Source organism: Siminovitchia fordii DSM 16014 = CIP 108821, from assembly GCF_000374565.1.
Taxonomy (GTDB): Bacteria; Bacillota; Bacilli; order Bacillales; family Bacillaceae_C; genus Siminovitchia; species Siminovitchia fordii.
Map to the genome: position 1 here is coordinate 141,306 of NZ_KB894687.1, position 13,974 is coordinate 155,279.

A 13,974-nucleotide genomic window follows, 5' to 3' on the forward strand; every position below is an offset into this window, starting at 1 on the left:
AATGTTGCTCCCTTCAATACATTCTAGGTTCAAAACCAGAGCAATAAAAAGAAAGACGTCCGGCGCGGATCCGAACGTCTTCTATGTTTTATTCCCTTAATTATTATTTGTACCGATAGTCAACCTTAAGGTGTTTCTGAAACCAGCTTAGAATATGTTCCAACCGAATCACCCGATGCCAGGGGTTGCCAGAACGTGAGAGCTCATGAGTATCATTGAGAAAGCGGACCATACGCACGTTACGCCCCTGAAACTTCAGGGCAGTATAAAATTGTTCACCTTGTTCAATAGGAACTCGAAAATCGTGGGTGCTTCCAATGATTAAGAGCGGCGTTCGAACGTTAGCCACATACTTGATGGGCGAGCGCTTCATGTACTTTTCCGGAAACACCCAAGGTGGACCGCTATACTCATCGGCTTTTAAAAATCCACTGTCTGAAGTACCAAATAAACTATATAGATTGCTGATGCCTCTCATGGAAACGGCAGCTTTGAAACGGTGGGTTTGGGTGACGATCCAGTTAGTCATATACCCACCGTAGCTTCCGCCCGCAACACCAAGACGGTTTGGATCGATCAATCCTTGCGATAGAACGTAGTCCATTACGGCCATCAAGTCCATATAATCATGGTTTCCCCAATCGCCTCGGATGGCTGTGACAAATTCTTGTCCATAGCCCATGCTCCCGCGAGGGTTGGTATAAATCACGGCAAAACCTTGTGAAGCTAGCAGTTGGAATTCTAGGAAAAAGACATAGCCATACATAACCATCGGTCCACCGTGGATTTCCAGGATCGCGGGAATTAGACCTCGTGCAGGAGTCCTCCCATGCGGATAAAGAATCCAACCTTCGACCTCCGGGCCGTTCGCCGAACGTGAGGAAAAACGGATCGGCTCGGAAATGGCAAGCCGACTGAGCCACTCTCGGTTCACTCTTGTGAGACGACGTTTGTTGGTAATCTTTTCATTGGAGATGTCAGCAACCCAGACGTCATTTGGCAGCGTAGCTGTAGTAATGGCCATCGCTACCTGACGAGTGTCCGGAGTAAAGCTTATATTGTAGATGACTGAATTCCCAGTGGTCATTTGAATTGCTTGATTATCTGGAATGGAAAAGCGCCAAAGATGAACGGCTCCGGCTTTACTTACACATGTATATATGTTGTGACCATCAGAAGCCCAAGTTAAGCTAATCGAAGGTTCTTTATGACCGCGGATGTCCCCAATGGATTTATCACCTACGGGATAGGGGAATCCGTTAGTCAATTCCCATGGCTCTCCCCCGGATGCAGCAACCATCCAAATGCCTGGGTTCGTATAACTGCCGTAACTCCGATCGTGTCCAACATAAGCAATCACTTGTCCATCAGGAGACCACGCCGGATGGTTGGCAGGCCCTTGACTTCGAGTTAACCGGCGAGGTTCTCCCCCTGTAGCAGGAATCACCCAAATATCATTGACCAAAGCGAGGTCTAAACGTTCTGGTGTCCTGTTTCCGGCCAAGGCGATGTATTGTCCATCGGGTGACCATGCCGGGGAAGAGTAGTTGTAGTCACCAAACGTGAGCTGCTGGTATTTACCGCGATCAGGACCTACGGCAGGGATAGTGAAAAGGTGCCAATGTTTCCCGACTAAATAACCAGTGGTGTCCAACTTATACTCAAGACGATCAATGACAAGCACATCTTCTGAGAAACGTTGTCTTGGCGTTTTTTTTCGACCATGCTCCTCTTCTGGTCCTTTTGGACCGACGTTAACAACACAAGCAATGGTACGGCTGTCCGGCGACCATACAGGAATGCCGCCGACATACCGAATATTAGTAAGCGGTTCGGCTTCGCCCCCTGTACTGGGCATGATCCAAAGTTGAGAGTGTCCCCGCCTTGTGGATACAAAAGCTAGCCATTTGCCGTCCGGCGACCAACGGGGAGCAAAATCTAGCCCAGGACCGGATGTAAATTGTTGTGGTTCGGTTTCTCCGAAAGTGGAAACGATCCAGATGCGGCTGCAATATTTATTAGTAAGTCGATCGATCCTTGTTTCGACGTAGACAATACTCTTTCCATTAGGGGATATTTGCGGATCACTAACGATTTTTAATTCAAAAAGATCCTCAGGATTTAATGGTCTCCTCATTTCCACTCATTCCTTTATTTGTTTTGCTATATAGTCTATTTAACTTTGTATTCGGCTAGAAGTTTTATCTGGGATCCTACTCGGGAAATATTGCCTAAAAATTTAGATGTTTAGAAAGAGGAAGAATTTGGAGTTTCGCATATACCGAAAGGGCACGATCAAAAATGTGGGTTGTTCTTCAGCTGCTTTTTCGCAGGCTGATATTCCTGGCATTTCTATGACAGTGAAGCTCCAGCTTTCAACGGATGAGCAATACTAAATTGGAAAGTCTTATTCAGAATTAAGGGCAAACGATATGTAATTATTGGGGGCGGGGAATTGAGGCATAACCTCGGATCTTTAAAGATGGTTACCGGTTGTCATTTTTTCTATTCAAGCAAAAGCTTGGACTAAAAATAGTGCTATGTTAATTCGGATCTTAATACGAGAGAGTTCTTTTTCCCGGTCAAGCCTTTTATCGGACTGCTGGAACTTTTGCCTGGAGAAGGCTCCGGCTTTATGCCGAAATAGTATAAACGGGCTGTTTTGTTAGTCTCTAATCGACTTTAATTAAGTATGCTCCTGCTTTTTAATTGTTCTCCCAAACCTATTTTACAAGGGATGGGTATTTTACACTTACGGAATTTCTTGTAGGGCATACCCTACCAGAGGTTATTTATATCAATCATTTGGAGGGATTTATTAGTGAGAAATATGGATATGACTCCTTCAAGGCTTTGCCGAGAGTTTGCAAGAATACTTGGGTCCACCCCCGGTGTGATTAATGGTGTATGTATCGCAACCAGGTCCAGAACAAATCTTCATCCTGTTGTATTGGGGAGACCTGCAGAATCTTTTATGTTTGTTCCCCAGGCTTTTTCATTTGAACATTTGAATAAAAATGGGAAAGCCTTGTGCCTTGGAGAGACGGTTCTTCTCCAAAAGGAAGTTAACCCGTTTATGAGTAAGCTTCGTCAACACGGCATTATTGTAACAGCTACACACAATCACTGGCTTTTCGATAAGCCTCGACTCATGTATATGCACTTTGAGTCCATCGACGAGCCGCTTACTTTTGCCCGAAAAGTCAGAGATGCAATGCGGGTGTTAACTACTAAACAAATCCAGGTTGTATCAAGTTCACACAAAGTTGAATCTCTGCACAAAGCTAAATCCAGTTCACAAGAAGTAGAATCTAGTTTTGATTTCAATTTACAAGAAGTAGAATCTAGTTCACTTAAATTTGATTTTAGTTCACATGAAGCAGAATCCAGCTCGCATGAATTTGATTCATTCCTTTCCCCTGAAACGGAAAGCCAAGATGCTCGAAGTGTTGAGTTTCAGGCGGTAAGACAGGTGGATGGCAGCCTTTGTAATCAGTTCAGTCGAATTCTTGGTGGAGAAATGCATACGTTTGAAGATGACGTATGCATCGTGATGAGATCAAGGCATAACATCCGACCGGTTGTTCTAGGCAGACAAGGCCGCTCCTTCCTACTGATTCCGCAGATGTTTACCTTTGAGTCCATGTCCCAGGACGGACGTGCACTTTGCGCCGGTGAAACTGTTATTCTACAGGAGGAGCTCAATCCTTTTATCAGCAGACTCCGGGAACAAGGAATATTAGTAACGGCGTTTCATAATCACTGGTTATTTGAACATCCGAGGCTCATGTATATACACTGGTTATCGATCGACCAGCCGCTGGACTTTGCAAGAAAAACTCGTAATGCATTAAGTGTACTAACTAATCGGAAGGTAAGGTTCAGGAGTAGAACATCTATTAGGAGAAAATAAAATGCCCAAAAGAAAAGCTGAAGGAAATTCATTTTGGGTCGTTTTTTTAAGAGAACCGTAGTGTCTAAGAATATAGCCAGCGAAGATATTTCTGAGCGCATTTCAGAGCTGGCCTTTATAAAATTTTCATTTCCCCTTATCATACTTCATGCCCGAAGTTTAATAAGGGGATAATACTTATTGAACCCTGTAATTTACGAAGTTTTTCATAGCACGTAGCTGTTAAGAAAGATGCTGAACCACGCGGTGAAAGAGCCTATCGAGTACGCCTTTTACACAAGATTATTGAACTCAAGATCATGAAATCATTGTCTGCCCTTGGAAACAATTTGATGAATTGGCTAGCTGACATGAATAAGCTCATTTTCCGGAGCAGTTTTATAAAAAAATCCCCCACCTCAAGAGATTTCTCCTTTTTCCTATCAGTTACCTGCCAATCGCAATCTTCATGTCTATGTCTGCGTTCTCTACACTTACACTCGGACTCATGTCTGAGCTCTCTTTCGCGTTCTTCACGACAATTATAAATGAATCGCCTTCCCCGTCTTTCTCTTTCTTCATCAACAAAGTATCTTCAAAAATGAACATACTCCTGGCACTCCTATGCATGAATTAAAGGCGGCTTCGTTAATAATATACTGAACAATGTCGAAAAATGATTGGACAGAGAGTCTGATAAAAAAGAGGATTTTTAATAAAATAAAAAATCCCTCTCAAATGAGAGGAAGCAAATGTGGAAGTGATAATATGATTGACTGTTTGCTTTTATTTAGTCACTGCGCTGGTTTACGGTTTTTGAGCAGGGATCTGGGTTAAAGAGGCCAAGATTGTGGGGCATTAATAAAGCAACTAGTAGAAGCGATTAGGGAGAAGATCAGAAGAAAGAAGCTTCATCGATAAAATAAAAAAAGTGTCCAGTACTTTTGAGCAAAAAGCTCCTAAGTGAAATTGACTGTTTCACTGATTTAGTAACGAGGCATAGTATACCCGTTTCGAATATTTTATAGACAGTATAACAGGTATGCATATTAAAATATACGATCCAGGTAAAGTAATAGAGGCCCAAATTATAATTCTATTTTGTGTCGGTCAGGGGCTGTGATAAGTTACGCACTTTAATCCGTTAGTTCAGAGGGAAATAGGAACACGAAAGACTACCTCTTGAAGGTAGCCTTAAACAGATAGACGTTTTTGATATTGCTTCCATCGTATACTATGCAATATTTATGTGGAAGTTCCAAATCAGTACAAAAAATAATAAATGTTTGTGACATGATTTGTCTTCTTGCAAATCAATTATCTTTTTCATTCCTAAATGCCTTAATGCTTGTTTTTAACGAGGAATAGGAACCTATAGCAGCAGATCCATAAAACCATCCCATAAAAACACCGGCTATAAGGTTGTGACGGTGGCTTATAAACACTGAAATACCCAAACCTAAAGCAACGGCAATCGTAGGTACATATTTCTTTGGTACTTTTAGTAAAAGCTTTATAAGTTGAGTTATCAACATCACCAATGGAACAGCAACAACAGCATCCCAAAAATTTGTATGTATTGTAGGGAAATCCAAAAAAAATACTCCCTTCAAAAATTAATCTTTTTTCATCCCTATGTTTAGAATGCTGAATTATATAGATTATATGCAAGTATAAAAAAGTATAAGCGTCGTGCGCCAGCTTATACAAATTGATGAGGTTGTAAGGTCAGTTTTTGGAAATATCTTAAGTAACTTATAATGAAGGCAACAGCAGTAATTAAAGAAGAAATAGCATGAAAACATTTAGAAATAGACCTTTACTTTAACAAATATAAAACATGGGCATATATATAACCAAAGATGTGTCGGGAGGATGAGAACATGGCCACAAGTATAAATATATACAATCTCAAAATCAACAACATATCGAACAATGGCTCTTTGAACATCGGCGACACTCTACACAATTCACATTCGGCAAATTCGAAGTCAACAGGGGGGAACTCCTCTTACGGAGATACTTCTCCAACCACTGCAGGGATGGAAAACGTGTATATTGATCCAGATCTAAATGATCAGGGAGATATCGGAAACCCGGCAAACGTAAACGCCAAACAAGTGTAGGTGATGTGGCAAAACCAAAAATGGAAGGAGTTTACCATGCCTTTTATTATAAATATCCTCAATATGAAGACGAATGGGATCAACCAAAACGGAAACATAGATATTGGTGGAAACATTCAAAACAGCCATACAGCAAACTCAAAATTTATCGGCGCCAATCTGTCATTGGGAGACCTGTCCCCTTCCACATCGCTTATGGGCACCAGCAGTTTTGATACTGATGTAAGCGACCAAGATCAAATCGCCAACCCATCCCTTCCCATCGCCAACCAATTTTAACAGACATTAGGGGAGACCAAATATGCTGCCATTCCCATTTTCTAAAGGCGGGCTGCCAAAATGGCTAAGTCAAAATTATTTTAATAATGACATACAGAAATTTGTTCATGAAGTGATGGAGCAGTCCATTTCCACATCTCTCAAAAATGCGAAAATGATGGGTTCTATGTATATGGACAGCCAAGAAGAACGAAAGCCGCTGGAGGAAGAAAAAGAATCCGAGTCGAAGAAAGAAGAGTCAATTAAGGAATCCTTACAGGCCATGACTTTTGATAGCCTTGACCACGTCTATGTAAAAGTGCTCCTGACAGATAGCAGCCTGTTATCCCATATAAAGATCTACCATAATTCTAATCAACTAATTCTTGAAGGGATTCCTGCACGGGAGGATCGGCATGTTATCACCCTTCCCTCAACAGTAACCATGAAGGACACCGTTTCGGAATACCGCGATCCTTTTTTGCAAATAAAAATGAAAAAGAGAAATGATCCGCAATTCGCAGAAATAGCTGTCCCACCCTTGGAATAAGAGTATTAATCAAGCGAGGGGAACAAGCATATGGATATTGATAAATTAAAAAAGTGGATGGAAATAACACAACAATACCAAAACGGAAAGTTTTGGGAAATGGTTTTTGATGAGCATCCTCCGGAAGGAATGGACCTGGACGAAAAAGATGATTCAACAAGAGAAAGTCCTTATTTAAAATATCCTCAAACTGACATTTATTTGACAGATCAGGAAGTGATTCTTTTAATGGAAATTCCAGGTGCCAAAAGAGAGGATATCTATTTATCCGTTTCAGGAAATAAACTTACAGTCAGAGGAGTCATGCACTCCCCTATTGTAAATGGAGTGACTGTTCAGAATGAACGGTTATATGGTGAGTTCAAAAGGGATATTGACCTTCCGGAACCTGCTAAAAGTAAACATGTAATGGCTCGTTTTCAAAATGGGCTGTTAATCGTTTCCTATCCAAGAACTTTTGTAAGAGAAGAAAATATCATCATTCGATGATCACCTATTCTGACCATAAGGTGTGATAAACGGGTGTCTATCAAAAATAAGGAGCAAGTTAATGTTTACCAAAGGCTTGACATGATGGAAAAACAACTGAAAAAACTGAGTATGTTGGATGAGTATGTAAAACAAATCTTGGAAATGGAAAAGCGGCTTAGCCAGTTAAATAAATTGGATAAAACAAAAGGCTTGGAAAAAAGGCTAGTGCCCCTTCTTGAAGAAACCGTAAAATCGGAATTTGCACCTGTTCAGTATGCTTATCAGGAATTATATAAGCGAATAATATCCCTTGAAAAAAAGATGTCAGCTTTAGAAACATGGGCAGATGAAACAACGGCCGAAATGGATAGCAGAAATGAAGAAGCCAGGGTACATGACCCTGATCATTCGGTTCTCTTTCAGGAGATTACGGTTGAAAAATTGTTTGTCGATAAATATGAACAGGTTAACAATGTCGGGAGTCTGGGAGTCAAGGAACTGAGTGGTCAAATGAACATCGGTGCTACTTTTGAAAATAGCTCGAATCCCAGCGAAGGGATACCAGAGGAACCGATGGAAAAGTGGCAAGAAAAAAAGAAGAAGTTTAAAGCAATGAAAGAAAAGTATGGAATCGACAAGAGTAATGAAAACAACAGGGGAGCCGACAAAGAGGACCAAAGGAATGAGGTTCCTGAAGAGAACGACAACTAGAAAAACTAATGACGGGCTCCCGGTTGATATGCTCCCATTTAAGTAGACAGGTAAAAAAATAAAACCTGGATGCTAAAAGGGGGGGCATTTTTATGTTTAAACTAAACTTTACCATTGAATATAACAGCTTATCAACGCCAGGAATATTTCTTTACCCAATTATGTTCCACCTTTAAAGTCGGGAGGACTAAAGTTAGGGATTGAATCTATAAGTATGAAAAATATGGGATAGATGGCCTCAAGGAATCAAAGACATGGAAAAAATCCAAGGAACTGAAACTGCTGCTATACACGATTATGAATCAGACACTCTTCTCTCGAAGAGGTTGTGAAAAAGTATGAGTTAACAGATGACTCCATTTTAAGAAAATAGATTAAGAAGTAGATTAGCATAGAGAAATCAAAGCTACGGGGAAAGAGCTGAATCGCTTTATGGCAAAAGGGATATCCACTACTTGGAAAGAACGTATTGATATTGTCCACTATTGTATATCCAAAGATAAAGATTACCATGAAACAGCTGAGCACTACGGGGTATCTTATCAACAGGTTTATCAATGGGTAAGAAAGCATGAAGCCGGCGGAATTGAAGCACTCCAGGACAGACGCGGGAGAAATAAGACCGAAGAGGAATTAACGGCAGAAGAAAAAGTAGAGGGTAGATGAAGAGGCTTGAAAAAGAGAATGAACGGTTAAAAGCAGAAATTGTGTTTTTAAAAAAGTTGAAGGAGAACGAAAGGAGGCGGTCTTAAGCAGGGGCCGCCTTGAACATATATATTTGGCGATCAAGGAACTGAACAAAGAGGATAAATTCTCTATTTTCATGCTGAATAAAATCGCCGGCATCGCTCTCTCATCATACTATAAATGGCTGAATCGCCGACCTGCTGAACAAGAGAAACTGAACGAAGATATTATTGAGGAGATCATCCACCTTCATGAAAAATATGATGGTATCTATAGCTATCAGCTGATGACTATGAATGTAAATTGAACATTTAAATAGGATTTTAATCCTAAAAGAATTTACCGAATTATGAAAGTCTCTGGATTCAAATCTTCATCCGAAGAAAGAGGAAGAGCTATTAGAGATCTTCTTCACTATAATCGAACTTTGGACAACTTTGTTTATACATGTAGGGGACGATCAGTTTTGCTGACAGAATCTAGTCCCACGGGCGCTAAGTTCTACTTCGGCTACCGTTATCATAAGACCCAATGAAAAAAGGTCAACCAGTATAAGCTGGCTAACATTATATTACGAACGGGCGTATAGCAAGAATTGAGTTTTTTAAGTTAAAAATATCAACATATGGGATAATAATGTTACTAACAATTAGTTTTGCACAAAATAGAAGCTTGGGGCTTAACAGGCTAGTTAGATTAATTACATAACAAGGGTAACCCTTTAAAGAAAGGATGATTTGCAATGAAAAACTCTTTAAAAGAGAAGGCGGTATCATTTCTGCAAATGGTTGCGTCGGGGGAAGTACGCGAAGCATACCGTAGATACATTGGTCCTGATTTTCGCCATCATAATCCTTTTTTCCGAGGAGATGCTGACTCTCTAATGCTCGCAATGGAAGATAACGCCGCTAATAATCCTCACAAAACCCTTGAAGTCAAACGTGTTATCGAAGAGGGAGATATCGTTGCGGTACACTCACATGTAAAGCAAAAGCAAGATGATCTTGGAGGAGCTGTAGTCCATATCTTCCGCTTTCATAACGACCTCATCGTCGAACTCTGGGATGTGGGCCAGCCCATACCGGAGAGCTCTCCCAATGAGAATGGTGTGTTCTGATGTAGGATATAGTTGTTATGTTAACGGAAGCATTTCTTTAGCGATGTTTTCATTTATAGAAATATTAAGAGAAGTCAAATAAGTCTGGTTGAATTTCATTATAAAGCAGGGTGATTTTAACTTTGTGTTGAAATCACCCTGCTTTTTTAGTGTTAATTTGCTACTGGAACTTAAAATTTTGCAATATCTTAGCTTTATTTGCAATTCGGGTGAACTAAGCTTTTTTCTTATATCTCATTCCTTTTGTAATTCGTACTCTTCTTCATTAGTGGTAGTGTTTTATAAGCTAAGGGAGCTTCATAATAATTATCTTGATCTTCAGCAATTGGGCGCGGATTCTTAAACAAGAATAATCCAATTTTTCATTTTGGGTTCATAAAATGGAGGAATAGAATGAGCTCAATTTCTCAATTAATATACTAAGAAATCTGATTTTTATCCTTGTAGTAAATTGCTTTTTCCTAATGCATAGGACGTGCACTTGTATAAGAAATCAAAAAATTGATTTACTGTTATGGACATTCCACTTCATGAAACTAGTTTTAATCCAATAGTTGCCCCCAGTACCATTGCAATGAAAGCAATTCTTTTAAAATCCTTTGGCTCACTATACAATACGATTCCCAATATGGCCCCGCCAGACGCGCCGATTCCTGTCCAGATCGCATAGGCGGTGCCCATTGGCAAAGTCTTCATTGCTTGTGCAAGAAACAGGAAACTTGCCCCGAATCCGATACACAGCAATACAGCGGATTGCCAACTGCGATCGCGATGCAATTTATTGATCATTAAGACCCCAAACATTTCAAATAATCCTGCAATAACTAAAGAAACCCATGCCACTAGGATTCAACCCTTTCTTTAATTCCTTCTTTTGTAACTAATTTCAAGCCGATCACCCCTGTCAGCAACATTAAAATCAGCAGGATTTGAGCAGCTTTAAATGGTTGACCAAAAAATACAATGTCGGAAAAAACTGTTCCCGTAGTTCCGAGTCCTACGAATACAGCATAGACAGTACCTACCGGCAGTTTTCTGCCAGCCATGATCATCAAATAAAAACTGATCATAATAGAAATGATTGTTCCAGTCCAACTCCAGAAACCATCTGCATGCTTCAGTCCAATCACCCAAAAAATTTCAAAAAAAGCAGCGATAAACACTTTGCCCCAATGTCTGTTCATTTTTTTTACCTCCAATTTTTTACAAAAAAATAAAAGCCTGAGAGATACTGTTAAACAGTCATCTCCCAGGCTTTTATCCTTCCGTGGCACAGCGGAGCTGTGAGTTTTCTCTCGGACCAGGCCGACATGGATGCCGCGGAACCCTAGAAAACATTTATATGCTATTAATTATATTATACACGCCGACGATTCACATTCAAGCTTTGCGGCAATCATAAATAAATCATAGTTGACTTATAAGAATTATATGATTTAATATAAGTATAAGATATTGACCGGACATGTTTATCTGGAAAGGAGAGAAACGAATGGGCCAATTAACACAGCCTGTTGAAAATAGACGGAAAGAACTGATAGACAGACTGGTGATGATGGGTGTATTCAAACACGGGGGAAAACACCTCTTTGAATTGTCACTGAAGGAATTGGAATACAAATACAGGAGAGTCAAATCAACCAGCCATCCTCACAATCAAATGGGTTCCATTCGTTGGGTGGGGAAAAAAGCGGACGTATAGTAAGTGTTATTACAACAGCCCTCCCCAAATCGGGAAGGGCTGTTCGTTTATCAAAGTTTATCCAATGCATCCCCACGCATTAGTTGTTCAAAATCTTCCATGTCTTTTTTTGGAGGATTGGATAGTTGAAAAGGATTTTGCTTCCTTTTCTCATTATTGGTAAAAACTCCCATTTGCGGACTTTGTATACCCGTAGAATCGTTAATCACACTTTCATATTTTCCATCTCGATGGGGAGTGGCGTTTGAATGGACATCTTCGGTTTTTCTTGGCACATTATCAACTCCTTTCTCTTATCTTCTGGAAAAAAGAAGGATTTTATGTGTTAAATAATCCACAGGCTTTGATATCCTCAGTCTTTATAACCATTCATTTGAAAATAGAACGTTTATAATATTAGGAATAGATTGATTTCAATGATCTATCCTATATAATTAAACGTAAAATAATCTGATGACCTGTTGATCTTTAAATGGCCCTTTAGCTTTAAATTAAGAATTTATGATATGGCGGTTATATGGAGTGTTATGCGTATTATATGAGTGGATAATGAAGATTCAGTTGCTCGTTACCCAAAAGCAAAAGGATGTTGAGAACAAACACTTCAACCGCTAATTAAAGATCACATATTAAGGAGGAAAGCATGCCTGATTTAATGAACAAAACCATCGGTCAGTTGTTGGAGGAGGTTGCCGAAAAATTTCCAAATAACGATGCGGTTGTATTTCCTAACCGGGAACTTCGTTATTCCTATGAAGCATTTAATCGTCATTGTCGGCAAGTGGCGAAAGGATTGATGAAGCTCGGTGTAGAAAAAGGAGACCATCTTGCTGTCTGGACATCCAATCAACCTGAATGGCTGGCAGCTCAGTTCGCTACTGGTAAAATGGGGGCAGTACTTGTTACAGTGAACACTAATTTTCAAACAACTGAACTGGAATATCTACTGTCCCATTCAGACGCTACAACACTTATTTTAATGGAGTCTTATAAAGGAACATCTTATGTAGATATGCTATATACGATTGTTCCGGAACTCAAAACTTCCGTGCCAGGGAAACTTCAGTCTGAATCACTGCCATATTTGAAAAATGTCATCATTTTGGGGGAGAAACGTTTTCCAGGAATGTTCCTGTGGTCTGACATAATAAAACTTGGGCTTGAGGTGGAAGATGAAACACTTGAAAAAAGGCAGGCGGAACTCCATCCGGATGATGTGATCAATATGCAGTACACTTCAGGAACCACAGGTTATCCCAAAGGAGTAATGCTCAGCCATTATAACTTAATTAATAATGCAAATAGCATTGCAACCTGCATGAACTTAACTAATAAAGACCGTTTATGCATCCCGGTACCCTTTTTCCATACATTCGGCTGTGTCCTGGGGACACTTACAAGTGTGACAGCCGGCACTTCGATGGTGGTCATAGAAGAATTTCATGCGGAACAGGTACTTAAAGCGGTTGAAGCGGAAAAATGCACTGCCCTTCATGGCGTACCAACCATGTTTATTGCGGAATTGAACCATCCGAACTTTGAAAAATATGATTTGAGTTCTTTGCGTACCGGAATAATGGCTGGCTCAACGTGTCCGATTGAAGTGATGCGGGCAGTGACAGAGAAAATGGGGGTAAAAGAAATTACAATTGCCTATGGACAAACAGAGTCATCTCCCGTTATCACACAGACAAGAACAAATGATCCGCTTGAAATTCGAGTTACCACTGTAGGTCGGCCTCTGCCGAATGTCGAAGTGAAAATTGTTGAACCGGGAACCGACCGTGAAGTTCCCAGAAATGTGGAAGGTGAACTGTGTACAAGAGGGTATCATGTGATGAAAGGGTATTACAAAAATGAAAAAGTGACGAGGGAAACAATTGATGCCGATGGCTGGCTTCATACAGGAGATTTGGCAGTGATGGATGATAATGGTTACTGCCGTATTGTCGGACGACTCAAAGATATGATTATTAGAGGAGGAGAAAATATATATCCTCGTGAAATAGAGGAATATTTTTACTTGCATCCGAAAGTTCTGGATGTTCAAGTAGTTGGTGTACCGGATGAATTTTACGGTGAAGAGGTTATGGCCTGGGTAAAATTAAAAGAAAAACAAACTGCTTCCGCAGAGGAGATAAGGGAGTTTTTCAAGAGCAGGATCTCCCATCATAAAATCCCTCGCTTTATTCAATTTTGTGAGGAGTTTCCGCTGACTGCATCCGGAAAAATACAAAAATTTAAGCTGCGACAAAAGGGTATTGAATTAATCAAAGACCGCATTCTAAAAGGTGGATCATAATACATTTAGTTAACTGATGGGCTAAGGCAATAATTCAAAAATTGATTTAGAAAAGGGTATTGGGCTCAAAAAAAGAAATATAGCGAACGACGCTCTAAAACAAGATAAATGGGAAATGAAATCAAAAGAGAGGCTATATACTAAACATAAAAAGTTGT

General features: G+C 40.1%; 19 protein-coding genes and 1 riboswitch. Of the genes, 13 read left to right on the plus strand and 6 right to left on the minus strand.

Going from position 1 to position 13,974, the window contains the following annotated elements; translation table 11 throughout:
- Positions 1-103: 103 nt before the first annotated feature.
- The gene (locus C509_RS0106475; RefSeq protein ID WP_220095966.1) at positions 104-1,504 is read right to left on the minus strand and encodes a S9 family peptidase; all 1,401 of its coding nucleotides are present in this window, start codon (positions 1,502-1,504) and stop codon (positions 104-106) included.
- A gap of 382 nt (positions 1,505-1,886) precedes the next feature.
- On the opposite strand from C509_RS0106475, the gene C509_RS26810 reads away from it, so the two are divergent.
- From C509_RS26810 to C509_RS26945, 3 genes are all read left to right on the plus strand, one after another.
- The gene (locus tag C509_RS26810; RefSeq protein WP_220095967.1) at positions 1,887-2,051 is read left to right on the plus strand and encodes a hypothetical protein; all 165 of its coding nucleotides are present in this window, start codon (positions 1,887-1,889) and stop codon (positions 2,049-2,051) included.
- Positions 2,052-2,264: 213 nt separating this feature from the next.
- The gene (locus C509_RS27195) at positions 2,265-2,396 is read left to right on the plus strand and encodes a hypothetical protein (protein WP_018706108.1); all 132 of its coding nucleotides are present in this window, start codon (positions 2,265-2,267) and stop codon (positions 2,394-2,396) included.
- Positions 2,397-2,821: 425 nt separating this feature from the next.
- A complete protein-coding gene (locus C509_RS26945) occupies positions 2,822-3,913 on the plus strand; it encodes a DUF1259 domain-containing protein (RefSeq protein ID WP_018706109.1) in 1,092 nt (363 codons plus the stop codon).
- 426 nt (positions 3,914-4,339) lie between these two features.
- On the opposite strand, the gene C509_RS26040 is transcribed toward C509_RS26945, so the two are convergent.
- Together C509_RS26040 and C509_RS0106495 are read right to left on the minus strand one after the other, a co-directional pair.
- Complete coding sequence (locus C509_RS26040) at positions 4,340-4,501, minus strand: hypothetical protein (RefSeq protein WP_018706110.1); 162 nt, start codon at positions 4,499-4,501, stop codon at positions 4,340-4,342.
- Between the two features lie 704 nt (positions 4,502-5,205).
- Positions 5,206-5,487, minus strand: coding sequence for a hypothetical protein (locus tag C509_RS0106495; RefSeq protein WP_018706111.1), 282 nt, complete (start codon positions 5,485-5,487; stop codon positions 5,206-5,208).
- A 288-nt stretch (positions 5,488-5,775) separates the two neighbouring features.
- Here C509_RS0106495 and C509_RS0106500 point away from each other — a divergent pair, with 288 nt between their 5' ends.
- The 8 genes from C509_RS0106500 (at position 5,776) to C509_RS0106540 (ending at position 9,812) form a co-directional block, all read left to right on the plus strand.
- On the plus strand, positions 5,776-6,018 hold the full coding sequence (locus C509_RS0106500) for a spore germination protein (RefSeq protein WP_018706112.1): 243 nt from the start codon (positions 5,776-5,778) through the stop codon (positions 6,016-6,018).
- A 36-nt stretch (positions 6,019-6,054) separates the two neighbouring features.
- Positions 6,055-6,297, plus strand: coding sequence for a spore germination protein (locus C509_RS0106505; RefSeq protein ID WP_018706113.1), 243 nt, complete (start codon positions 6,055-6,057; stop codon positions 6,295-6,297).
- 22 nt (positions 6,298-6,319) lie between these two features.
- On the plus strand, positions 6,320-6,826 hold the full coding sequence (locus tag C509_RS25080) for a hypothetical protein (protein ID WP_018706114.1): 507 nt from the start codon (positions 6,320-6,322) through the stop codon (positions 6,824-6,826).
- A gap of 30 nt (positions 6,827-6,856) precedes the next feature.
- Positions 6,857-7,315, plus strand: a complete 459-nt coding sequence (locus C509_RS0106515) for an Hsp20/alpha crystallin family protein (RefSeq protein ID WP_018706115.1) — start codon at positions 6,857-6,859, stop codon at positions 7,313-7,315.
- Positions 7,316-7,348: 33 nt separating this feature from the next.
- Positions 7,349-8,008: a hypothetical protein gene (locus C509_RS0106520; RefSeq protein ID WP_018706116.1), complete on the plus strand. Its 660-nt coding sequence runs from the start codon at positions 7,349-7,351 to the stop codon at positions 8,006-8,008.
- A gap of 432 nt (positions 8,009-8,440) precedes the next feature.
- A complete protein-coding gene (locus C509_RS25085) occupies positions 8,441-8,674 on the plus strand; it encodes a helix-turn-helix domain-containing protein (RefSeq protein ID WP_018706117.1) in 234 nt (77 codons plus the stop codon).
- Between the two features lie 112 nt (positions 8,675-8,786).
- Entirely contained in the window at positions 8,787-9,002 is a 216-nt protein-coding gene (locus C509_RS0106535) for a hypothetical protein (protein WP_018706119.1), read from the plus strand.
- 435 nt (positions 9,003-9,437) lie between these two features.
- Positions 9,438-9,812: a nuclear transport factor 2 family protein gene (locus C509_RS0106540; RefSeq protein WP_018706120.1), complete on the plus strand. Its 375-nt coding sequence runs from the start codon at positions 9,438-9,440 to the stop codon at positions 9,810-9,812.
- Positions 9,813-10,340: 528 nt separating this feature from the next.
- Here C509_RS0106540 and C509_RS0106545 read toward each other — a convergent pair.
- Both C509_RS0106545 and C509_RS0106550 read right to left on the minus strand, forming a co-directional pair.
- Complete coding sequence (locus C509_RS0106545) at positions 10,341-10,655, minus strand: DMT family transporter (RefSeq protein WP_018706121.1); 315 nt, start codon at positions 10,653-10,655, stop codon at positions 10,341-10,343.
- A complete protein-coding gene (locus tag C509_RS0106550; protein ID WP_018706122.1) occupies positions 10,655-10,996 on the minus strand; it encodes a DMT family transporter in 342 nt (113 codons plus the stop codon). The genes C509_RS0106545 and C509_RS0106550 overlap by 1 nt, the downstream gene beginning before the upstream one ends.
- 60 nt (positions 10,997-11,056) lie before the next feature.
- A riboswitch (guanidine-I (ykkC/yxkD leader) is annotated at positions 11,057-11,154 on the minus strand.
- Positions 11,155-11,304: 150 nt separating this feature from the next.
- Between C509_RS0106550 and C509_RS0106555 the strand changes: the two genes are divergently transcribed.
- The gene (locus tag C509_RS0106555; protein ID WP_018706123.1) at positions 11,305-11,514 is read left to right on the plus strand and encodes a Fur-regulated basic protein FbpA; all 210 of its coding nucleotides are present in this window, start codon (positions 11,305-11,307) and stop codon (positions 11,512-11,514) included.
- Positions 11,515-11,564: 50 nt separating this feature from the next.
- Here the strand turns inward: C509_RS0106555 and C509_RS0106560 are convergent, their stop codons facing one another.
- Positions 11,565-11,789, minus strand: a complete 225-nt coding sequence (locus tag C509_RS0106560) for a hypothetical protein (protein ID WP_018706124.1) — start codon at positions 11,787-11,789, stop codon at positions 11,565-11,567.
- A 368-nt stretch (positions 11,790-12,157) separates the two neighbouring features.
- Here C509_RS0106560 and C509_RS0106565 point away from each other — a divergent pair, with 368 nt between their 5' ends.
- Positions 12,158-13,816, plus strand: coding sequence for an AMP-binding protein (locus tag C509_RS0106565; protein ID WP_018706125.1), 1,659 nt, complete (start codon positions 12,158-12,160; stop codon positions 13,814-13,816).
- Positions 13,817-13,974 lie beyond the last annotated feature (158 nt).

Excerpts from the sequence above, each read along its gene's own strand:
- C509_RS26040 (WP_018706110.1), bottom strand. The coding sequence starts at position 4,501 with ATGTTCATTTTTGAAGATACTTTGTTGATGAAGAAAGAGAAAGACGGG.
- C509_RS0106565 (WP_018706125.1), top strand. The coding sequence starts at position 12,158 with ATGCCTGATTTAATGAACAAAACCATCGGTCAGTTGTTGGAGGAGGTT.
- C509_RS0106555 (WP_018706123.1), top strand. The coding sequence starts at position 11,305 with ATGGGCCAATTAACACAGCCTGTTGAAAATAGACGGAAAGAACTGATA.
- C509_RS0106550 (WP_018706122.1), bottom strand. The coding sequence starts at position 10,996 with ATGAACAGACATTGGGGCAAAGTGTTTATCGCTGCTTTTTTTGAAATT.
- C509_RS25080 (WP_018706114.1), top strand. The coding sequence starts at position 6,320 with ATGCTGCCATTCCCATTTTCTAAAGGCGGGCTGCCAAAATGGCTAAGT.
- C509_RS0106515 (WP_018706115.1), top strand. The coding sequence starts at position 6,857 with ATGGATATTGATAAATTAAAAAAGTGGATGGAAATAACACAACAATAC.
- C509_RS25085 (WP_018706117.1), top strand. The coding sequence starts at position 8,441 with ATGGCAAAAGGGATATCCACTACTTGGAAAGAACGTATTGATATTGTC.
- C509_RS0106505 (WP_018706113.1), top strand. The coding sequence starts at position 6,055 with ATGCCTTTTATTATAAATATCCTCAATATGAAGACGAATGGGATCAAC.
- C509_RS0106500 (WP_018706112.1), top strand. The coding sequence starts at position 5,776 with ATGGCCACAAGTATAAATATATACAATCTCAAAATCAACAACATATCG.
- C509_RS0106540 (WP_018706120.1), top strand. The coding sequence starts at position 9,438 with ATGAAAAACTCTTTAAAAGAGAAGGCGGTATCATTTCTGCAAATGGTT.